Source organism: Bacillus sp. NS1 (genome assembly GCF_058248265.1).
In genome coordinates this window covers 284,350-306,203 of the sequence record NZ_JBZAZF010000001.1, presented here as the reverse complement: position 1 = coordinate 306,203, position 21,854 = coordinate 284,350, and the positions used below count along the sequence as shown (strand labels likewise).

Genomic DNA, 21,854 nt, shown 5'->3' with positions numbered 1-21,854 from the left:
CCCCCTTTTCTCATTGCTTTGTGAACAACCTTCGCAATGTTTTCTTTATCTTATTTTGAAAACGCTTACAAATTCATTTAGAAAATTTCCTCTTCCTGCGGAAAAAATCTGTATGGACTGAACAATCCTGTCCATGAAAATATTTTTCCTCCTTACTGTCAAACTCTCTTTTTTCTCCGATATATATATCAAACATCATAGAAAAAGGAGATAAATCATGAAAAACATGTCTTGCAAACTTGTTGTATCAGTCACTCTGTTTTTCAGTTTTCTCGCCATAGGCCCTTTCGCGCATGCGCAAAACAGCAGCGAGAAAGAGGTTATTGTGGTTTATAAAAATAAGGCTGGAAAGGAAACCGTTCTGGACAGCGATGCTGAGGTTGAACAGCAGTATAAACATCTTCCTGCGGTAGCGGTCACAGCAGATCAGGAGACAGTAAAAGAATTAAAACAGGATCCTGATATTTTGTACGTTGAAAACAACGTCTCATTCACTGCAGCAGGCAACACAGATTTCAAAGTGCTGTCAGACGGCACTGACACCTCTGACAACTTCGAGCAATGGAACCTTGAGCCCATTCAGGGGAAACAGGCTTGGAAGGCAGGACTGACAGGTAAAAACGTCAAAATTGCAGTCATTGACAGCGGAATCTCCCCCCACGATGACCTGTCGATTGCCGGCGGGTATTCAGCTGTCAGTTATACCTCTTCTTACAAAGATGATAACGGCCACGGAACACATGTCGCAGGGATTATCGGAGCCAAGCATAACGGCTACGGAATTGACGGCATCGCACCGGAAGCACAAGTTTACGCGGTTAAAGCGCTTGATCAGAACGGCTCGGGGGATCTTCAAGGCCTTCTCCAAGGAATCGACTGGTCAATCACCCATGGGATGGACATCATCAATATGAGCCTTGGCACGACGTCAGACAGCAAAATCCTTCATGACGCCGTGGACAAAGCATATGAACAAGGCGTTCTGCTCGTTGCTGCAAGCGGGAACGACGGGAACGGCAAGCCTGTAAACTATCCGGCGGCATACAGCAGTGTCGTGGCGGTTTCAGCGACAAACGAAAAGAACCAGCTTGCCTCCTTCTCAACTACTGGAGATGAAGTTGAATTTTCGGCGCCGGGAACAAACATCACGAGCACATATTTACACCAATATTATGCAACTGGAAGCGGAACATCCCAAGCGACACCGCACGCCGCTGCCATGTTTGCTTTGTTAAAACAGCGTGATCCTGCCGAGACAAACGTGCAGCTTCGCGCAGATATGCAAAAACATATCGTTGATCTTGGAACCGCAGGCCGCGATCTGCAATTTGGCTACGGATTAATCCAGTATAAAGCGCCGGCCACAGATTCAGCGTACGCGGCGGCAGAACAAGCGGTGAAAAAAGCGGAACAAACAAAAACACAAGCCGATATTGACATAGCGAGAAAACTCGTCAGCCAGCTGCCGGATTCTGACGCCAAAACGGCCTTGAAAAAAAGACTTGATAAAGTACAGTCCTACAGAAATGTAAAAGATGCGAAAGACAAAGTCGCAAAGGCAGAAAAGTATAAAACACATCAATCTGTTGATACAGCACAAGCTTCCATTAACAAGCTGCCGAATGGAACAGATAGAAAGAACCTGCAAAAACGCTTAGACCAAGTAAAACGCTACATCGCGTCAAAGCAGGCGAAAGAGAAAGTAGCGAAAGCGGAAAAAAGCAAAAAGAAAACAGATGTCGACAGTGCACAATCAGCAGTGAGCAAGCTGCCGGCAGGTTCAAAAAAAACGTCCCTGCAGACACGCCTTAATAAAGTGAAAAGCGCCAATTTGAAAACAGCTAAACAATGCGTATCTGCAGCTGAAAAGAAATCAACTGATGCAAATGCGGCAAAAGCACAATCAGCAGTCAATCAGCTTCAATCAGGCAAAGACAAAACGGCATTGCAAAAACGGTTAGACAAAGTGAAGAAAAAAGTGGCGGCAGCCGAAGCAAAAAAAGTCGAAACTGCTAAAGCAAAAGTGAAGAAAGCGGAAAAAGACAAAACAAAAAAATCAAAGACATCCGCTCAGTCTGCAGTCAATCAATTAAAAGCATCCAATGAAAAAACAAAGCTGCAAAAACGGCTGAATGCCGTCAAACCGAAAAAGTAACCAAAAAGCCTGTAAGACTTGTATTCTAGGTCCCACAGGCTTTTTCCATTACAAAAAACACCAAACACAACCTTTTTCCCATTAAACGCACAGGCTTTTCCTACTATTGCTATCCAGCCATGAACAGCATAAAATGAACGTTATTACAGTTATCACCACATATGGAGGGATTGTGACTGGCAGGCAGGCAAGACCCAATGATGCAAAGGGAGTATTAGTGCCTAAAAAAGCAGGGCATTTTAACTCTTCTTTTCGTGTTGGGCTCATCACGGCGCCATGGACAATCCCTATTCTAATGCTCCGTCACCGACGCGGGCATTTTTTGTTGTCCTTGCACGTTTTTCCCATTTTCAGCCGGTATTTCTCACTTTTTTCATTTTGATTGTCAACTTTTCATTTGATACGATGAACAAGCCGACTTTTCTTCAGCAAAGGAGGTTTTGATTGCTTGCAAAAAGAGATTGCAAAAGAATTATTGCTCCTCGCAGGAGGAAAAAGCAATATTATCAGCATCAGCCATTGTACAACCCGTCTTCGTTTTGAGGTAAAAGACGAGACGAAAATAAATATACATGCCATTGAAAATCTGCAAGGTGTGCAGGGCACCTTTTTCCGATATGGGTTATTCCAGATTATCTTTGGAGCAGGCGTCGTCAACAAAATATATAAAGAAGTCGTTCACGTGTGGGAGGCCGCGCCTTCTGAAGAGCCTGTTCAACAGAAAAAGGCCAGAGGGAAGCTGAATCCTGTCGCTGCATTTGCTAAAACACTGTCTGATATTTTTGTGCCGATTATCCCGGCAATTACAGCAAGCGGCCTTCTCATGGGGCTGATCGGCATGATTAAGGTGTTTCACTGGTTCGCAGCCGACAGCCCATGGATCAAAGTGCTCGACCTCGTGTCCAGCACAGCCTTTATTTTGCTGCCGATTTTGGTCGGCTTCAGTGCCGCACGGCAATTTGGCAGCAATCCCTATTTAGGGGCAGTGATAGCAGGGCTTTTGACGCATCCTGATTTGCTGGACCCGTCTATGCTCGGCAGCAAAACCCCCGCTTCCTTAGACATCTGGGGGCTGCATATTCCAATGATGGGCTATCAGGGCTCCATTATTCCAATTCTTCTCTCCGTTTATGTCATGAGCCAAATCGAGAAGCTGTTAAAATCGATTGTGCCGAAGTCGCTCGATGTCGTCATCATTCCTTTTATTACGGTCATGATGACAGGGTGCCTTGCGCTGATTGTGATGAATCCCGCCGCGTCCATCATCGGCCAGATCATGACACAGTCGATTGTCTATATCTATGATCACGCCGGCATTGCTGCCGGAGCCCTGTTCGGCGGCATCTACTCCACCATCGTTCTATCTGGCTTGCATCATAGCTTTTATGCAATTGAAGCAACGCTGCTTGCTGATCCGCATGTCGGCGTGAACTTTTTAGTGCCGATATGGTCGATGGCGAATGTGGCTCAAGGCGGAGCGGGGCTTGCAGTTTTCTTTAAAACGAAACAATCAAGCCTGAAGAAAATCGCGCTCCCTGCTTCCCTGACCGCGTTTTTAGGGATTGTAGAGCCGATTGTATTCGGGGTTAATGTCAAACTGATCCGTCCCTTTATCGGAGCTGCCATCGGCGGCGCTATTGGCGGAGCATATGTGGTTGCGGTACATGTCGTGTCAAATTCCTACGGGCTGACAGGCATTCCGATGATTTCAATCGTGCTGCCATTTGGCGCCGCCAATTTTGTTCATTATATGATCGGTTTTTTGATCGCAGCCGTCTCTGCTTTTATAGCTACATTGTTTCTCGGGTTTAAAGAAGAGACAGAATAACTGGTTTTATTCGATTTCATTCATAAAACGGGGGATGAAAGGACAAAAAAGCTATGAAAATTAAAAGAATCTTAAATCATAATGCTATCGTCGTAAAGGATCAAAATGAAGAGAAGATTCTCTTAGGTGCAGGAATTGCGTTCGACAAAAAGAAGAATGATATTGTCGATCCTTCAAAAATTGAAAAAACCTTTGTCAGAAAAGATACAGCTGACTATAAGCAGTTCGAAGAGATTTTAGAAACATTGCCGGAAGACCATATTCAGATTTCTGAGCAAATTATCTCCCATGCCGAAAAAGAGCTGAACATTAAAATCAACGAGCGCATTCACGTCGCTTTTTCAGATCATCTTTCTTTTGCGATTGAACGCCTGAGCAATGGGATGGTCATTAAAAATCCGCTGCTGAATGAGATCAAAGTCCTTTATCCGAAGGAATTCCAGATCGGATTGTGGGCCAGAGCGCTGATTAAAGATAAACTGGGGATTCACATTCCTGATGATGAAATCGGCAATATCGCCATGCACATCCACACAGCAAGAAACAATGCCGGTGATATGACACAGACGCTTGATATTACAACAATGATCCGTGATATTATCGAGATTATTGAAATTCAGCTGTCGATCAACATTGTTGAAGATACCATCTCTTATGAACGGCTTGTGACCCATCTCCGCTTCGCCATTCAGCATATCAAAGCGGGTGAATCCATTTACGAGCTGGATGCAGAAATGATCGACATTATTAAAGAGAAGTTTAAGGATGCCTTCCTGTGTGCCCTAAGCATCGGCACATTTGTGAAGAAGGAATACGGCTTTGAGTTTCCTGAAAAAGAATTGTGCTATATCGCCATGCATATTCAGCGGTTTTACCAACGGTCAGTCGCACGCTGAGGCAAACAAAAAAACGCTTTTGAGATGATCAAAAGCGTTTTTATATTCAATTTATTGGTTGATCGCCGGATTGCTGATCGTATTCCACTTCGTGTACGACATGTAATGGAAATACTGATCGCGATACGGGTGTTTCGTATTTGAATTCCAAGGCTTTTCTCCGCCGCAGAAGTGGACAATGGCCGGGTTCTCTCTTGTTTCTCTATAAAGCTTCTGGCCTAACAGCGTCGCAGGCGTTTTTTGTTTTAAGATGATATAGGTTTGAGCGTTCCAGCGCGGATGAAGTTCATACCACTGATCATACAAGATCGCATTCAATGCATCTTGGTCGTGCAGCACAAGAAAGTCTTCAGACGGGTTTTCATTGATAAAGTTGATGACTTTTTCTGTGATGTTTTGCTTTCTCCAAGATTCAAAATCAATAATCATGATACCTGAATTAAAATACTTACCTGTATCAGTGACGTTCATTTCTTTCAGGCGTTCATGCTGCCCCGCATCCTCAACAGCAGCAACCGTATATGGAGCAATATCCAAGTCCCACAGTTTCGAAATATCCTCAAGGATAATCGCATCACAATCGATATAAATCATTCGTTTGATGCTCTCATCCTTAATTAAGTCAGGAATCGAAATGCGGTAATACGCCGCTTTTGTAATATGGCTGCTCTCTACCGCATGTTCATACATATTGGTATCTACTTCCAAGTACTCAATCGGAACGCCGAATTTCAACGTGGTTTCTTCCAGTCTTTTTTTGTTATCAGGCTTAATTCCGCCATCAATGACATATAATTTTATTTCTCTCTCCTGATCCATATTTGTCAATAAAGAAACGAACATCCCACCTAAATGACGAGCATAATTATCATCTGCGCATGACACGATATGCATAATTTCATCTTTCTTCAATGGTATTCATCTCCCTTTGTGTTGTACAAGTTACATTCCCGATTTCAGAAAATTAAACACTATTCTTCGATATTTTTTTTAACAGAATGTGCTATACAACAAAAAAGGTGTCATTTTTTGAACATGCGATAAAGCCAAAAAAGAATGTAAAAGCTGGCGATCGTTATGGCTTCAGCCGAGGCGATATACCACGGCCACGGTCCGAGAACATCCAATAGAGAGGATCCGCCCGGCTTTTTCGTTAAATACATGTAATTCGCGCCAAGCCACCGATCTAGCAGATAAATGCAGACGCCGTACACATTGACAATGAGGACCGTCCCCCATAAAGAACGCTGTCTCAGTTTATATGTCCCAATTATCGCCATCAGCAGACAGGACAAAAATACGGACCCGTGCGAAATAAAAAAGAGGATATATCGGATATGCGGAAATGAAAACATACCGAGATCAGGAGTAGCAAGCGCCTGAATCGAACTGCCGATGCCGACAAAGTATAGAAATACAAACAGCTTCCTGCTGTTGGTCAACAGCAGGATGGCCGACAAATACACCGACAGGTCACTAAGCTGGAGAGGCAATGAAGTGCGCACCGACCACCTGCCCGTGGCGATCATCCATATTTGATAACCGATTTGCGAACCAAGCAACAGAAACACAAACAAATAACGCAAAAACCGGCTGACCTTAGGCCGCTTGACTGCCTCGCGGAACAGAAACAACAGAATGGCCAAAAGAGCGATGATCGCTAACGTTACCACATGCTCTGCTGAAAAAAGGTGAAATGGATCATGTTTATAGACGGATTGAACATATTTTTGCAAGATTGCACCCCGTTTGCGAGTTTTTGTTTATTTTGGTGCTGTGGGGGCCTTTTTTATTCAACCGATATATAGGCTTGAAGTTCAAATAGGTCTCTGTTACAATTCATTTCATAGCTAATGATTCTGATAATTTAAGGCAGGCCTAAAAAATGGAACGTTCCTATCAACATCAGCAGCTTCGGAAAGAAGAACATGACACACTTTCTAAGCTTAAACAAATGCCCGTTGAGTCACTCAACCTGGAAGCCATATCGATTGCGACGAACCTGTATCGGTCTGCGCAAAAGCTCCGTGTCAAAATGGAGACTGAGGTTCTTTCTTCCTATAGCCTTTCTTGGACCGCTTTCTCCATCCTTTATGATCTATGGGTATGGGGGGCGCTCGAAACGAGAAAAATTGCTGAGCTGTCAGGCATTTCAACAGCTACAGCAAGCAACGTGATCAAAACGCTCGAAAGAAAGAATTTTTGCAGCAAAAGCATCGACACAAGAGATCGACGGCTCGTGTTTGTCTCCATCACCGATTCCGGAAAACAAGCGATCGAAGAGCTCTACCCGGAGTTTCACAAAGGGGAAACAGAGCTCATTGCGGGTATGACGAAGGACGAACAGAAAACATTGACAGAGCTGCTTAGAAAGGTAGCTGAAAATCTTCATACAACATAAGCTTTGACGGGAATCCAGTAGCGGTTTGTCTCCCTGTTTCAGAGAGCCGGCGGAAGGTGCGAGCCGGCGCACAGGCAAATGTGAATTACCTCCCCGAGCTTTCTTTGTGAACCTTAGTAGCAAAGAACGGGAAACCGTTATTCGAATGAGCGGAAGACGATGTCTTCAACCAGGGTGGTACCGCGTGCATTGAGCCACGTCCCTTTTCGGGATGGGCTCTTTTTTGTGTTTCTAAAAAAGGAGGAAGAATGATGAAAACAATTGAGCAGCTCACAGCAGCACAGCAAAAAGAAGTCGAAAGACAGCTTCAGCTATACATGACTGGCGCCCATGAGGTCATACCGCCGGAGGAATTAAAGGCCAAGCTCGTCAAATCCGTTTTCACAGGCACACCGCTTAAAATTAAGCTCGGATTAGATCCATCTGCACCGGATGTACATTTGGGCCATACAGTTGTGTTAAACAAGCTTCGCCAATTTCAAGAAAACGGCCACATTGTCCAGCTGTTAATAGGGGATTTCACAGGAAAAATCGGTGATCCGACCGGAAAATCGGCAGCCAGAAAGCAGCTGACTGATGAAGAAGTTCAGCACAACGCCAAAACATACTTTGAGCAATTCGGGAAAGTTCTGGATCCAGAAAAAATCGAGCTTCACTACAACTCGAAATGGCTGAAAACATTGAATCTGGAAGATGTCATTGAATTGGCAGGCAAAATAACGGTAGCCCGCCTGATGGAACGCGACGATTTTGAAGAACGAATTGCCATGCAAAAACCGATCTCGCTTCATGAATTCTTTTACCCGTTGATGCAGGGATACGATTCCGTCGTTCTCGAAAGCGATATTGAATTAGGCGGGACAGACCAGCATTTCAATGTGCTGATGGGGCGGCATTTCCAAGAACGATACAACAAAGAAAAACAAGTCGTCATCCTTATGCCGCTCTTGGAAGGCTTAGACGGGGTTGAAAAAATGTCGAAGTCAAAAAATAACTACATCGGCATTGATGAACATCCAAATGACATGTACGGAAAAACGATGTCACTGCCCGACAGCCTGATGAAAAAGTACATCCAATTGGCAACGGACTTAGAGCTTGAGGAGAAAAAACAGCTCGTGAAAGACCTAGAAACCGGCGCTGTTCATCCGCGGGATGCCAAAATGCTTTTAGCCAAAACAATCGTCCGAATGTATCACGGAGCCGAAGCGGCTGAAGCTGCCGAACACTCGTTTAAAACAGTCTTTCAGGAAAACAGCCTGCCTGATGATATTCCGGCTGTCCAATGGGAAGGCGAGAAAACATTATCGATTGTCGATCTGCTCGTCACATTAGAGCTCCTCTCTTCGAAGAGCGAGGCACGCCGCATGCTTCAAAACGGCGGTGTCCGAATTGACGGAGAGAAAATAACAGATATTCACGCCAATGCGGAGATAAAAGAGAATATGATCATCCAAGTCGGCAAACGCAAGTTTTTAAAACTCCAATAGATTGATATCCCAAAACGCTTATGACCCTTCATTCATAAGCGTTTTTTTACAGGTATTAAGCACTGTCTTTTCAAAAACGCTCTCCTTTTTGCAGGAAATTCCCTTAGCATCCCGAAATATTCCCCATCCATACATTAGGGGAGGTTTCTTTTTGATGAAAAAACTTTTAACTGTCATGACGATGGCCGTTTTAACTGCCGGTACGATTCTCATGCCGGCACAGAGTGTCACCCCTGCCGCCCGCGCTGTTCAAATATCAGATAACGAGCGGGAGCTCCCATTTCACGCAAAGCGTGCGTACTCAACCATTTCTCAGCTTAGTGAAACAATTGGCCCCAGAATAGCCGGAACTGCCGCTGAAAAAAAGAGTGCCCTGTTAATCGCTTCATCCTTGAGAAAATTAAAGCTTGATGTGAAGGTTCAACGTTTTGGAATCCCTGACCGGCTTGAGGGAACGCTGTCTTCAGAAGGACGCGATATTCTTCTCCGGGCGGCATCCGGCTCGGCTCCGACTGAAGGACAAGGGCTGACGGCTCCGCTTTACAATGCCGGCTTGGGCTATCCAGAGGACTTTACCGCTGACGCCAAGGGCAAAATCGCCTTGATTTCCAGAGGAGACCTTACATTTTACGAGAAAGCTAAAAACGCCGAAGGTGCCGGAGCCAAGGCTGTCATCATTTATAACAACAAAGAAAGCCTAGTGCCTGTGACGCCAAACCTGTCGGGAAATAAAGTCAGCATTCCTGTTGTCGGAATTAAGCAAGAAGACGGTGAAACCCTTACCCAGCAAAAAGAAGCAACCTTAAAACTAAAAGCATTCACAAACCAAACTTCCCAGAACATCATCGGGATCAAAAAACCAAAGAACATCAAAGTTCCAGAGATCGTCTACGTGACGGCCCATTACGACAGTGTTCCTTTTTCCCCCGGGGCAAATGACAACGGCTCAGGAACCTCTGTCATGCTGGAAATGGCGCGCGTCTTAAAAAGCGTTCCATCTGATAAAGAAATCCGCTTTATCGCTTTTGGCGCTGAAGAGCTTGGCCTGCTCGGCTCCTCCCACTATGTAGATCATCTATCGGAAAAAGAGTTGAAACGAAGCAAAGTAAACTTCAACTTAGACATGGTAGGCACAAGCTGGGAAAAAGCGTCTGAGCTGTATGTCAACACATTGGACGGCCAATCTAACGAGGTTTGGGAATCCAGCCATACGGCGGCTGAAAAAATTGGATTTGACAGCCTGTCTCTCACACAGGGAGGATCATCTGATCATGTGCCGTTCCACGAAGCTGGCATTGATTCCGCCAACTTTATTTGGGGAGACCCTGAAACCGAAGAAGTTGAGCCGTGGTACCACACCCCTGAAGACTCGATTGAACATATCAGCAAAGAACGCCTTCAGCAAGCCGGCGATCTTGTGACAGCCGCTGTCTATCAGGCTGTGAAAAAAGAGAAGAAACAAAAAGCCATTAAAAAACAAATGAAGGCCAAAGCCTCCGACATTTATGAAGATATCAAATAAAGAAGACGGCACTTTGCTGCCGTCTTTTCTAATCCACTTCTTTCTTAATCCCCAGCATTTTCTCATCTAAATAATGGGCGATCTCCGCAGCTTCCTTCAGCTCATCTGTTAATTGCTTAGGAACGTCATTGTTCAATTTATAGTAAATTTTATGTTCAAGGCTCGCCCAGAAATCCATCGCAATCGTTCGGATTTGAATTTCTGCTTTGACGTATTCCACACGGTTCGTTAAATTCACAGGCATCTCAATGATTAAATGCAGGCTTCGGTAGCCGTTCGGTTTTGGGGTCTGGATATAATCCTTCACCTTTACGATTCTCAAATCTTCATGCTGCTTTAACACGTTAACAACATTGTAAATATCAGAAATAAAGGAACAAATGATACGCACACCGGCGATATCGTTGATGTGCTCCTTCATTTCCTTCGTCGTAATCTCGCAGCCCTTTCTCATTAACTTATTCACGATGCTTTCAAAGCTTTTGACACGGGATTTCGTATGTTCAATCGGATTGTGTCCGTGAATGAGGTTATATTCCTGGCTGATAATTGAGAACTTTGTATCCAAGGCATCGAGCGCAAATTTATAAACTAATAATTCATTTTTCCAATCTTCCATTACTGTTTTTAAATCATCCATATGTGTTACAGATAAATCCATTTTCGTCATCTCCTTTAACGGATCTTTATCCGCTGTCCATGTACTAGACGTGCCTGCTTGCAGCATGGTTTTATGAATTTTTTTACAAAATGCGGTCGAATGTAACAAAAAAAGACCGCACGAAACAAGCGGTCTTTCTTTTTACCGGAAGTAGCTGATCAATAATCCGATCGAGAGCAGGAATCCGAAAAATGTATTTGTTTGGGCTGTTGACTTCATTGCGACAATCATATTCATCGGCAATTCTTTTTGGACGAAGCCCTTCACTGCCTGAACCGGTTTAGGCACGCTCAAAAAGACGACAAACAGCCACGGGCTTGCGGCACCGGTAATGACCAAGCCGACAACCCAAATATAAGCGACAGCAAACGACGCAGCCAAGAGAGTAACAGCTCCTTTATGCCCCATCAAAATCGCCAATGTTTTGCGTCCGCCTTTTTTGTCCTCTTCAATATCGCGAATGTTGTTCGACAGGTTAATCGCACCGACAAGAATCGCAATCGGGATCGAAATCAGAATGCTTTGCGTGTTGATCATATCTGTCTGAATAAAAAACGAAATCAGTACAAACACCGAACCCATGCAAATGCCTGAGAATAACTCACCGAACGGCGTGTACGCAATCGGCAGCGGCCCGCCTGTATACAGGTACCCGATCGCCATGCCGACGAGGCCGATCAGAGCCAGCCACCAGCTGCTGCTTGCGCAAATATAGACACCGAGCAAAATGGCAATGCCGTATGATGCAAGGGCTAATTGCAAAATCGTTATAGGCTTCATTCCGTGGCGTACAATCGCGCCTCCGATTCCGACTGATTCTGCTGTATCTAACCCTCGTTTAAAATCGTAGTATTCATTAAATAAGTTCGTCGCGATCTGGATCCATAAGCAAGAAAACAGCATAGCCAGAAACAGCAGCAGATCAACCTTCACATAAAACATCGCCAAAACCGTTCCCAGCAGCACAGGCACAAACGATGCGGTTAACGTATGAGGACGGGTTAACTGCCAAAGGATCTGCCCCATGCTTTCTTTTTCCGGCGCTGTCTGACCCTCACCCTTATTTGTTTGGTTCATCTTCCTCTTCCTTTCTATTAAAAGGCTTACTTTTTTTCAGCCGGCAGCTTGATAAAAACTCCTTTTTGCTTCCTTATCTATCATAATGACTTCTCCCCCATTTCACAAGATACCGGAAGAAGGCGTTTTCTTTCTTATTATACGCTTTCTGCCCCGATTTCATTAGGTTTCTGCTTTTGTCTGAACGAACAGGTACAGAAAAATTTTTTTAAGTGCATTACGCTTTTTAAAAGTTAAGAAAGATCTTTTGACTCCATTGGTCTTTCCCTATTATGAATCAGCCCAAGCTCTTGCAGGTATAAAGATTCATTTTCAAAAGAAGCCGCCGATATATTAATCTGAGGGAGATTAGGGGAAAAATGAAACTTTTTGAGCATCTGATCGTCAAATACTCATGTGATTGTCGAAAAAACGGGAAGGGAATTTTTGATATGCTGCAATTAATGAAACAGCTGTATGAAAAGCCCGCTGTCAAGTGGACATGTCATACAGGATTTTATTTGATGATACTGCTTGTTTTGTTTTTTATGTATGGTTTTCACACCGCGAATACCGGTTCATATATTTATAACGATTTCTAATTGGAGAGAGAATAATGATGAAACTTTTACATGCTATTCAAACACATGCGGAATCTTATCCGCAAACCGATGCCTTCCGCTCTCAAGGCCAGTCGCTCACCTATCAGGAATTATGGGAGCAGTCTGACCGCGCGGCTGCCGCGATTCAAAAACGGATTTCCAGCGGGGAAAAGAAATCTCCGATCCTTGTGTACGGCCATATGGAGCCGCACATGATCGTTTCCTTCTTAGGAAGCGTCAAAGCGGGACATCCTTATATTCCGGTTGATCTGTCCATTCCGTCCGAGCGGATTGCGAAAATTATCGAAAGCTCTGGAGCAGAATTGCTGATCCATGCTGCCGGGCTTTCAATTGATGCGGACAGCTACCAGATTCAGACGGTTTCAGCAGAAGAACTGCTGGAAAACGAAGGCGGCTCTGTCAGCCATAATCAATGGGTCAAGGATCACGAGACGTTTTATATCATTTACACTTCCGGAAGCACAGGAAATCCGAAAGGCGTGCAGATTTCCGCTGCGAATCTTCAGAGCTTTACAGACTGGATTTGTGCAGACTTTCCAGTCAACGGAGGAAAAACATTTTTAAACCAAGCGCCGTTTTCATTTGATTTATCTGTCATGGATCTTTATCCGTGCCTTCAATCAGGCGGGACTTTGCACTGCGTGACAAAGGATGCTGTGAATAAGCCGAAAATCTTATTCGAAGAGCTGAAAAAGTCCGGACTGAATGTATGGACATCAACACCTTCCTTTGTGCAGATGTGCCTGATGGACCCCGGTTTTTCACAGGAGCTGCTGCCTGAAGCGGACACATTTATGTTTTGCGGAGAGGTTCTTCCGGTTTCTGTTGCAAAATCGCTGCTTGAGCGTTTTCCGAAAGCAAGAATCTTTAATACGTACGGTCCGACTGAAGCGACAGTGGCTGTCACATCCGTTGAAATTACGGATGACGTCATCAGCCGCAGCGAATCGCTTCCAGTGGGCTTCGCCAAGCCTGATATGAACATTTTCATTATGGATGAACAGGGACAGCCGCTTCCTGATGGAGAAAAAGGAGAAATCGTCATCGCTGGGCCGAGCGTAAGCCGAGGCTACCTAGGTGAGCCAGAGCTGACGGAAAAAGCGTTTTTCTCTTATGAAGGCCAGTGGGCATACCGGACTGGCGATGCCGGCTATATCCAAGATGGTCAGATTTTTTGCCAAGGGCGTTTGGATTTCCAAATTAAACTTCACGGCTACCGAATGGAGCTTGAGGAAATCGAATTCCATGTCAGACAGTCTCAGTACGTTCGCTCTGCTGTCGTGATCCCGTATCAGCCAAACGGAACAGTCGAGTACCTGATCGCCGCTATTGTGCCTGAGGAGCATGAGTTCCAGAAGGAATTCCAGCTCACAAGCGCCATTAAAAAAGAGCTTGCCGCTTCCCTTCCGGCGTATATGATCCCGAGAAAATTCATTTATCAGGATCACATTCAAATGACGGCCAACGGCAAAATTGACCGGAAACGCATCGGCGAAGAGGTTCTTGTATGACGCCTTACAGTTCGTTTTTATTTTTTATACTGCTTGGCATTCTTCTTCTGCCGACGATCATTCTCGGCCTGAACGGAAAAAGATTTCAAGCATACAACATGTTCATATCTATCATCATATTGGCTTTAATTTTTTCGCACGACTTACACGGGGTCATCGCACTGTGTCTGTTTACGATATGGCAAGTGCTTTTGATCAGCGGCTATCTGGCGTACCGGCAGAAAGCGAACAGCGGCTTTGTCTTTTGCGGAGCTGTGATCGCGGCGATTCTGCCTTTATTTCTGTCAAAAATATGGCCGTTTCTTTCACACCCGCAGCCGCATCATCCGCCACATAACCTGATCAGCTTTTTAGGGATTTCGTATTTAACCTTTAAAGGCGTTCAGCTGATTATGGAAGCAAGAGACGGCCTGCTGAAAGAACAGCTGCCGCTGCACCGCCTGCTGTATTTCATCCTGTTTTTCCCGACGATTTCCTCCGGTCCGATCGACAGATACCGCCGGTTCGTCAAGGATGAACAGAAGGCTTGGACGAAAGAAGAATACGCCGACCTATTGTATACAGGGATTCATAAAATCTTTATCGGTTTTCTGTACAAATTTATTATCGGCTACGCAATCAACACGTACTTCATCATGAATCTTCCCGCGATCACGCACAATAAGATTCTTGGGAATCTGCTGTACATGTACGGCTACAGCATGTATTTATTCTTTGATTTCGCCGGCTACACGATGTTTGCCGTCGGGGTCAGCTACATTATGGGCATTAAATCTCCGGAAAACTTTAATAAACCGTTTATCAGTAAAAATATTAAAGATTTCTGGAATCGCTGGCATATGTCTCTATCATTCTGGTTCAGAGATTATGTGTTTATGAGATTCGTATTTTGGATGACAAAGAAAAAGTGGATCAAAAACCGTATGGCCGTCTCAAACATCGGGTACTTCCTGCTGTTTATGCTGATGGGGGTTTGGCACGGGCTTGCGCCGCAATATATCATCTACGGCCTCTATCACGCCGTGCTAATGACGTGTTACAACTTTTTCGAGAAGTGGAATAAGAAATACAAATGGCTTCCGTCCAACCGCTGGACAACCATTCTTGCGATTGTGATCACGTTCCACTTCGTTTGCTTCGGGTTTTATATTTTCTCAGGAAAACTATTTCATCACCACCATTAAAGGAGATTAGAAAGCTATGGATTTTAAACAAGAGGTATTAGACGTTTTAGCAGAGGTTTGCCAGGATGACATCGTAAAGGAGAATCCTGATATTGAAATTTTTGAAGAAGGTTTGCTTGATTCTTTTGGAACAGTAGAATTGCTGCTTGCGATTGAAAACCGTTTTGATATTTTAGTGCCGATCACTGAATTTGACCGGGATGTTTGGAATACGCCTAACAACATTGTAAATCAGCTGTCTGAGTTGAAATAATGAAAAAGCGTTTTTTCGGTCCAATTATTTTGGCGTTTATTCTATTCGCAGGCGCCATCGCAATTCCATCTTCATGGCTGACAGGCTTCATCACCGATAAGCGGGTGAAAGAGTCAGCAACAGCCTTGAATCCGAGTATGTTTCAAGGGCTTTATTTACAAGATCAAATGCTCAAAGATCCGGCATATCTTCCGATTTACGGGTCTTCTGAGCTTTCCCGGCTGGACGAATTCCACCCTTCTAATTATTTTCAAGTAAACAATGAGGGGTTCACGCCATACCTTGTCGGCAAAGGCGGGTCCCAGTCATTGATTCATTCCTTAAACTTTGCTGCCCATATGGATCAGCTGAAGGGCAAAAAAATCGTATTCATCGTGTCTCCGCAGTGGTTTATTAAGCGCGGGTCTGATGAACAGCATTTCGCGCCAAACTATTCCGCGCTGCAAGGACTTGATTTGGCATTTAACGAACAGATCGACCCTGATGTAAAAAAGAAAATGATGAAGCGTATGCTGCGCTTTAAGGCTGTGCAAAACGACGCGATTCTTTCAGAGCTGTACAAAGCAATCGTAAACGGACAGACGTGGAAAGTGAACGCGCTTAAGCCGGCGGCAAAAGTATATTACAGCATGCTGGAAAAGAAAGACCTGTATTATTCAGCGACGGAATCATCCGGGCCAAAGCGTTATATCTCGCAGTCAGTAAAGGATAAGTCATGGCCTGAATTAAATAAACTCGCAGATCAATCAGGCAAACGCCATTCCGGATCTAACGATTTTCACATTGACAATCCTGTGTATAAAAAGCTGAAGCCGAAAGTGCCTAAGCTAAAAGGTAAAAACAAAGGAAGATCGTATGCGGTGTCACCGGAATACGGCGACTTTGAAATGATGCTTGATATCCTGAAAGATGCGGGTGCAGAGCCTATGTTTGTCACCATCCCTGTCAATGGAAAATGGTACGACTACACAGGCTTCCCGAAAAAGGGCCGCACTGACTATTACAAAAAAGTGAATAAACAGATCAGAGCCAAGGGCTTCCAGGTTGCTGATTTCTCTGGACATGAATATGATCCGTACTTCATGAAAGACACCATCCACATCGGCTGGAAAGGCTGGGTGTACGTCGATAAAGCAATTGACGAATTCTATAAAACCGGAAAAGTCACTTCATCGTGAGCATCTTATAGGACGGGCTGCATATTTCCTGCTAAGATTTGAAATAGTAAGGGAATCACAGCCGACTGAATAAGAGGTGTTACATCAATGAAGTTGACAGGCAATACGGTGTTAATCACAGGCGGTTCCGCGGGCATCGGGCTTGAACTGGCCAAACGGCTGCTGGAACTCGGCAATGAAGTCATTATTTGCGGGCGCAGCGAAGCGCGTCTTTCAGAAGCAAAGAAGCAGCTCCCAAACATCCATACAAAGCAATGTGATGTTGCAGACCGTTCGCAGCGGGACGCATTGTTTGAGTGGGCTCTAAAGGAATTTCCGAACCTGAATGTTCTCGTCAACAACGCAGGCATTCAAAAGGAAATCGACTTTAAAAAAGGAACAGAGGAGCTTTTTGTGGACGGAGATGAAATTGAGCTTAATTTCCAAGCGCCTGTCCATTTATCAGCCCTTTTCACACCTCATTTGATGAAGCAGCCCGAGGCGGCAATCGTTCAGGTCACGTCGGGACTTGCGTTTAACCCGTTAGCTGTGTATCCGGTGTACTGCGCAACAAAAGCGGCGCTTCACTCGTTTTCGCTTACACTCAGACACCAGCTTCTCGATACGAGCGTAGAAGTGATTGAAATGGCGCCCCCTATGGTGGACACGGGATTAAACCAAAAATCACGCAATAAACAAGGCCTGACATACCGGGGCATTTCAGCTGAAGAATATGTTCAATATTTCTTGGACGGCTTGAAAGAAGGCAAACAAGAGATTACAAATGAACACGCAGGAGAATTAATTTCTCCTGCTTTTTTCTTATGAATTTCTTACAAATTTGAGCAAACCTATTGCGAATATTTGTTGAAGGTATACAATAGAATATAAATTATTTTCAAATAAGTTTGATAATATAAACAATTTAACAGCAGGGAGATTGACCATGACTAAACAAACGATTCGTGTTGAATTGACATCAACCAAAAAACCGAAACCAGACCCAAATCAGCTTTCGTTCGGAAGAGTGTTTACAGACCACATGTTTGTATTGGACTACGCGGCGGATAAAGGTTGGTACGATCCAAGAATCATTCCTTATCAACCCTTTTCAATGGACCCGGCCGCAATGGTATATCACTACGGCCAAACCGTATTTGAAGGGTTAAAGGCTTACGTGTCAGAGGATGACCATGTCCTGCTTTTCAGACCGGAAAAAAATATGGAGCGACTGAATCAATCAAACGACCGTCTCTGCATCCCGCAAATTGATGAAGAACTGGTTCTTGAAGGCTTAAAACAGCTTGTCGCGATCGATAAAGACTGGATTCCGAATGCGGAAGGCACGTCCCTTTATATCCGTCCGTTCATCATCGCAACTGAACCTTTCCTCGGTGTTGCGGCATCTCATACGTATAAGCTCTTTATCATTCTTTCTCCGGTCGGCTCTTATTACAAAGAAGGCATCAAGCCGGTCAAAATCGCTGTTGAAAGTGAATTTGTGCGTGCGGTAAAAGGCGGAACGGGAAATGCCAAAACCGCAGGGAACTATGCTTCAAGCTTAAAAGCGCAGCAGGTGGCTGAAGAGAAAGGATTTTCTCAAGTACTCTGGCTGGACGGCATTGAGAAGAAGTACATTGAAGAAGTCGGAAGCATGAATATCTTCTTCAAAATCAACGGTGAAATTGTAACGCCTATGCTGAACGGAAGCATTTTGGAAGGCATTACGCGCAATTCCGTCATCGCCTTGCTTAAGCATTGGGGCCTTCCAGTTTCAGAACGGAAAATTACAATCGATGAGGTCATCCAAGCCCATAAAGACGGCATCCTCGAAGAAGCCTTCGGAACAGGTACAGCAGCTGTTATTTCTCCAGTCGGCGAACTGATCTGGCAAGATGAAACACTGGCGATCAACAACGGTGAAACAGGTGAAATCGCCAAAAAACTATATGACACGATTACAGGCATTCAAAAAGGCGCTGTTGCAGATGAATTCGGATGGACAACCGAAGTTGCAGCGCTCACTGAAAGCAAGTAAGAAAAAAGCCGGCCCCTGAAGGCCGGCTTTTTTACGCTTCAATTTTGTTAAAAAATTGTGGCAGATACGCCTTGTGCGCCTCCAGCATTTCGTCTAAAATCTGTTTAGCCACAGTGTCGGATGGAACGAGCGGGTTAATTGTCATGGCGAGGAGCGCTGTTTGATAGTCGCCTGTGACCGCTGCTTCTGCCGCGACACGTTCAAAGGATTTGATTTGCTGGACGAGACCCCGGACAGACACCGGCAAGTCGCCGACAGCAATTGGCATAGGTCCGTTTTTCGTCATGACACAGTTCACTTCAACTGCGGAATCGTCTGGGATGCTGGCTATTGCCCCATTATTAATTGTGTTCACCGGCTGAATGTCGTGTTTATCATTGTAAATGGAGCTGATTAAATTACACGCTGCATCGCTGTAGTAAGCACCGCCCCGTTTTTCCAGCTGCGGCGGTTTGATCGCGAGGTTCGGATCTTTGTAAAGTTCGAAGAGTTCTTTTTCAACCTTCTGCACAACTTCAGCGCGGGTGCCTTCCGTTTGTGATGCTTCCAGTTCGTGCTCCAGCATCTCTTTTGTTTTGAAATAGTAACGATGGTAGCCACAAGGGATGATGCCGAGCGCTTTTAAAAACTCCGGCTCCCATTCTGCGCCTGAGATGTTTTTCATTGTCATCGCGTTTTTCGGGTCACCCATCGCTTCGATGACTTGATCCTTCACACTGACGCCGTCCAGGAAAACATCCAGCCCGAACACCATATGATTCAGTCCGGCGAATTGGACTTCTACGCGGTTCACATCTACGTCAAGCGCTTTGGCTACGCCCATTTTGATGCCGATTGGAACGTTACAGAGACCGACGACTTTCTTCAGGTTGGAGTAGCGAAGCAAAGCTTCTGTTACCATGCCGGCAGGGTTTGTGAAGTTAACGAGCCAAGCGTTCGGGCAGAGCTCTTCTATGTCCTTTGCGATCTCAAGGATGACCGGAATTGTGCGTAATCCTTTAAACAGGCCTCCCGGGCCGTTTGTTTCTTGGCCGATCACACCGTATTTTAATGGGATGCGTTCATCTTTGGCTCTTGCCTGCAGAAGCCCTACGCGGAATTGAGTTGTGACAAAATCTGCGTCTTTCAGCGCTTTTCTCCGGTCGAGCGTCAGGTGAATGTCGATCGGGACGCCAGCTTTTTCAACCATTCGTTTGGCGAGCGTGCCGACAATATTCAGCTTTTCTTCGCCCTCAGGGATATCGACGAGCCATAATTCACGAACAGGCAGCTCCTCATACCGTTTAATCAACCCTTCTACTAGCTCTGGCGTATAGCTTGAACCTCCGCCAATCGTTACAATCTTCAATCCTTTTGTCATATGCTTGCTCCCCTTTGCTCGGTGATTTTTTCATATAACTCAATGATCTCCGCCGCCAGATCCTTCACTGTCATTGCATTCATTAAATGATCCTGTGCATGCACCATCAGAAGCGTCATTTCCGTTTTTTCTCCGCCCGCTTCATTTTGGATCAGCTCTGTCTGATAATGATGGGCTTTTGATAATTCTTCTGCGGCATCTTGAAGCTTTTTCTGCGCTTCTTCAGCGTCACCGCTTTTTGCAGCGGCAATGGCCTCCATTGCGGAGCTCCTTCCGTTTCCTCCGTGAAGGATAATTTGAAAAATGATTTGCTCCATTTTCTCATTCACGCGATTCACTTCCTTTCTCTACAGAGCCGCTTCTTTGTTATCTGATGCTGCAGGCGTTTGGACCAGCTCCAAATCATTTTCTTCTTTCAGCTTCTGTTTATCCCACATTCTGAAGAACGGATAATAGACAACAAAGGATACGGCGATATTAATGGCTTGCATGACCGCGCCTGAAACTTTCCCCCCTGTCGCCAAGTAGCCTGAAAAGATCGGCGGCATGGTCCACGGCACTGCGATCCCCGCCGGTTTGGCGACAAGGCCTGTGCTCATTCCGATGTAAGTGATTGTCAGTGTGATAAGCGGCGTGATGATAAACGGAAGTAAAAGCATCGGGTTCATAACAATCGGCATTCCGAAAATAATCGGTTCGTTAATATTGAAGATGGCCGGGCCGATCGCAAGCTTTCCAAGCTGCTTCATTTGTTTGCTTCGGGCGCGCAGGAACATCGTGACAACCAGTGCCAAAGTAGCGCCGCTTCCGCCGATATTGATCCAGATTTCGAAAAATTGCTGGGTGAAAATGTTTGGCAGTGCCTCACCAGCTTGGAAGGCGATCCGGTTGGCATCCATGGCGCCATACCAAATCGGTGCCATGACGCCGCCGACAATGTTGGCGCCGTGAAGACCGCAAGCCCATAAAAGCATTTTCACGGCTTCTGCAACAAGGCTCCCCCCGAGGCTTCCGCCAAGAATGGATAGCGGCGTTCCCAATAAAACGCTTACAATATTATGAAGGCTTTCAAACGGCGTTGCTTCAACAATCAGCCGGGCTGCCCAAATCAGGAAGATGACAGCGAAACCGGGGATTAACGCGACAAATGACTTGCTGACTGCCGGCGGAACACCATCCGGCATTTTGAAGACCAAATTGCGCTGGATAATGAAACGGTAAATCTCTGTTGACACCATCGCGATAATCATCGCGACAAACAGGCCTTTGCTTCCCATCAGTGAAAGCGGAATTCCGCCGCCGACCATTATCTCTTTCGTCGAACCATCAGGCGTGAACGGCACTTGATACGGTGTTGCTAACAAAAAGGCCGCAAGTGAAATGGCTCCGGCCGACAAGGCATCAACGCCATATTTCTCGGCGAGCCGGTAGGCGATGCCGAACGCGGCGACAAGACCCATAATTTCAAAGGTGGCGTCAACTGGGTAGGCCAGTTTTTCAGACCAGGAGCTGCCAAACGTTTTTGCCATAAACTCTGCGTATCCCGGGATCGGGAGGTTGCCGATGATGAGGAAAAAGGAACCGATGATAATCAGCGGCATCGTGAGGATGATACCGTCACGCAGCGCCTGCAAATGACGCTGCCCCGCAATTCTTCCCGCTATAGGCATAACCTTTTCTTCTAGGATCTGATTGACTTTATTCACATAGCCCGCCCCT

General features: G+C 45.3%; 19 protein-coding genes, 2 pseudogenes and 1 other annotated feature. Of the genes and pseudogenes, 13 read left to right on the top strand and 8 right to left on the bottom strand.

Features of this window, described 5'->3' with window-relative positions:
* The first annotated feature begins 217 nt into the window (after positions 1–217).
* The 3 genes from epr (at position 218) to sacY (ending at position 4,879) form a co-directional block, all read left to right on the top strand.
* Positions 218–2,155 (top strand): minor protease Epr, encoded by a 1,938-nt coding sequence (gene epr / locus AC4CV5_RS01555; protein WP_490921989.1) that lies wholly within the window; start codon positions 218–220, stop codon positions 2,153–2,155.
* A gap of 448 nt (positions 2,156–2,603) precedes the next feature.
* The gene (sacX, locus tag AC4CV5_RS01550) at positions 2,604–3,983 is read left to right on the top strand and encodes a SacY negative regulator SacX (RefSeq protein WP_222142272.1); all 1,380 of its coding nucleotides are present in this window, start codon (positions 2,604–2,606) and stop codon (positions 3,981–3,983) included.
* A 53-nt stretch (positions 3,984–4,036) separates the two neighbouring features.
* Positions 4,037–4,879 carry a transcription antiterminator SacY gene (sacY, locus tag AC4CV5_RS01545; RefSeq protein ID WP_166846848.1) on the top strand — a complete coding sequence of 281 codons (843 nt, stop codon included), beginning with the start codon at positions 4,037–4,039 and terminating at the stop codon, positions 4,877–4,879.
* Positions 4,880–4,930: 51 nt separating this feature from the next.
* Here the strand turns inward: sacY and AC4CV5_RS01540 are convergent, their stop codons facing one another.
* Entirely contained in the window at positions 4,931–5,791 is an 861-nt protein-coding gene (locus AC4CV5_RS01540) for a glycosyltransferase family 8 protein (RefSeq protein WP_166846845.1), read from the bottom strand.
* Between the two features lie 110 nt (positions 5,792–5,901).
* Positions 5,902–6,615 (bottom strand): YwaF family protein, encoded by a 714-nt coding sequence (locus AC4CV5_RS01535; RefSeq protein ID WP_326222335.1) that lies wholly within the window; start codon positions 6,613–6,615, stop codon positions 5,902–5,904.
* 149 nt (positions 6,616–6,764) lie between these two features.
* On the opposite strand from AC4CV5_RS01535, the gene ywaE reads away from it, so the two are divergent.
* The 3 genes from ywaE to AC4CV5_RS01520 all read left to right on the top strand — a co-directional run bounded on the left by ywaE (position 6,765) and on the right by AC4CV5_RS01520 (position 10,292).
* The gene (gene ywaE / locus AC4CV5_RS01530; protein WP_490921988.1) at positions 6,765–7,280 is read left to right on the top strand and encodes a tyrZ transcriptional regulator YwaE; all 516 of its coding nucleotides are present in this window, start codon (positions 6,765–6,767) and stop codon (positions 7,278–7,280) included.
* Positions 7,275–7,487: a binding site (T-box leader), on the top strand. It overlaps the preceding gene by 6 nt.
* Before the next feature lie 41 nt (positions 7,488–7,528).
* On the top strand, positions 7,529–8,770 hold the full coding sequence (tyrS, locus tag AC4CV5_RS01525; protein WP_490921987.1) for a tyrosine--tRNA ligase: 1,242 nt from the start codon (positions 7,529–7,531) through the stop codon (positions 8,768–8,770).
* 154 nt (positions 8,771–8,924) lie between these two features.
* Positions 8,925–10,292, top strand: a complete 1,368-nt coding sequence (locus AC4CV5_RS01520) for a M28 family metallopeptidase (RefSeq protein WP_490921986.1) — start codon at positions 8,925–8,927, stop codon at positions 10,290–10,292.
* A gap of 28 nt (positions 10,293–10,320) precedes the next feature.
* On the opposite strand, the gene ywaC is transcribed toward AC4CV5_RS01520, so the two are convergent.
* From ywaC to AC4CV5_RS01505, 3 genes and pseudogenes are all read right to left on the bottom strand, one after another.
* Positions 10,321–10,953, bottom strand: coding sequence for a GTP pyrophosphokinase YwaC (gene ywaC, locus AC4CV5_RS01515; protein ID WP_003222250.1), 633 nt, complete (start codon positions 10,951–10,953; stop codon positions 10,321–10,323).
* A 141-nt stretch (positions 10,954–11,094) separates the two neighbouring features.
* Positions 11,095–12,030 carry a 1,4-dihydroxy-2-naphthoate polyprenyltransferase gene (locus AC4CV5_RS01510; protein WP_166846836.1) on the bottom strand — a complete coding sequence of 312 codons (936 nt, stop codon included), beginning with the start codon at positions 12,028–12,030 and terminating at the stop codon, positions 11,095–11,097.
* Positions 12,031–12,192: 162 nt separating this feature from the next.
* A pseudogene (locus AC4CV5_RS01505) lies at positions 12,193–12,326 on the bottom strand (hypothetical protein).
* Between the two features lie 135 nt (positions 12,327–12,461).
* On the opposite strand from AC4CV5_RS01505, the gene AC4CV5_RS01500 reads away from it, so the two are divergent.
* The 7 genes and pseudogenes from AC4CV5_RS01500 to AC4CV5_RS01470 all read left to right on the top strand — a co-directional run bounded on the left by AC4CV5_RS01500 (position 12,462) and on the right by AC4CV5_RS01470 (position 18,775).
* Positions 12,462–12,611 carry a teichoic acid D-Ala incorporation-associated protein DltX gene (locus AC4CV5_RS01500; protein WP_003227330.1) on the top strand — a complete coding sequence of 50 codons (150 nt, stop codon included), beginning with the start codon at positions 12,462–12,464 and terminating at the stop codon, positions 12,609–12,611.
* Positions 12,612–12,628: 17 nt separating this feature from the next.
* On the top strand, positions 12,629–14,143 hold the full coding sequence (dltA, locus tag AC4CV5_RS01495) for a D-alanine--poly(phosphoribitol) ligase subunit DltA (RefSeq protein ID WP_490922197.1): 1,515 nt from the start codon (positions 12,629–12,631) through the stop codon (positions 14,141–14,143).
* A complete protein-coding gene (dltB, locus tag AC4CV5_RS01490) occupies positions 14,140–15,327 on the top strand; it encodes a D-alanyl-lipoteichoic acid biosynthesis protein DltB (protein WP_166846831.1) in 1,188 nt (395 codons plus the stop codon). Before dltA ends, dltB begins: the two co-directional genes overlap by 4 nt.
* 16 nt (positions 15,328–15,343) lie before the next feature.
* A complete protein-coding gene (gene dltC / locus AC4CV5_RS01485; RefSeq protein ID WP_003227325.1) occupies positions 15,344–15,580 on the top strand; it encodes a D-alanine--poly(phosphoribitol) ligase subunit 2 in 237 nt (78 codons plus the stop codon).
* Positions 15,580–16,758, top strand: a complete 1,179-nt coding sequence (gene dltD / locus AC4CV5_RS01480; RefSeq protein ID WP_166846828.1) for a D-alanyl-lipoteichoic acid biosynthesis protein DltD — start codon at positions 15,580–15,582, stop codon at positions 16,756–16,758. Before dltC ends, dltD begins: the two co-directional genes overlap by 1 nt.
* Before the next feature lie 87 nt (positions 16,759–16,845).
* A pseudogene (locus AC4CV5_RS01475) lies at positions 16,846–17,526 on the top strand (SDR family NAD(P)-dependent oxidoreductase); the annotation flags it as partial.
* Positions 17,527–17,683: 157 nt separating this feature from the next.
* Entirely contained in the window at positions 17,684–18,775 is a 1,092-nt protein-coding gene (locus AC4CV5_RS01470) for a branched-chain amino acid aminotransferase (RefSeq protein WP_490921985.1), read from the top strand.
* 31 nt (positions 18,776–18,806) lie between these two features.
* Here AC4CV5_RS01470 and licH read toward each other — a convergent pair whose 3' ends face one another.
* Genes licH through licC form a run of 3 tightly spaced genes read right to left on the bottom strand, consistent with a single transcriptional unit; the run spans position 18,807 to position 21,841 of the window.
* Entirely contained in the window at positions 18,807–20,135 is a 1,329-nt protein-coding gene (licH, locus tag AC4CV5_RS01465; RefSeq protein ID WP_166846822.1) for a 6-phospho-beta-glucosidase LicH, read from the bottom strand.
* The gene (licA, locus tag AC4CV5_RS01460; protein ID WP_166846819.1) at positions 20,132–20,464 is read right to left on the bottom strand and encodes a PTS lichenan transporter subunit IIA; all 333 of its coding nucleotides are present in this window, start codon (positions 20,462–20,464) and stop codon (positions 20,132–20,134) included. The genes licH and licA overlap by 4 nt, the downstream gene beginning before the upstream one ends.
* Before the next feature lie 18 nt (positions 20,465–20,482).
* A complete protein-coding gene (gene licC, locus AC4CV5_RS01455) occupies positions 20,483–21,841 on the bottom strand; it encodes a PTS lichenan transporter subunit IIC (RefSeq protein WP_166846817.1) in 1,359 nt (452 codons plus the stop codon).
* Positions 21,842–21,854: the final 13 nt, after the last annotated feature.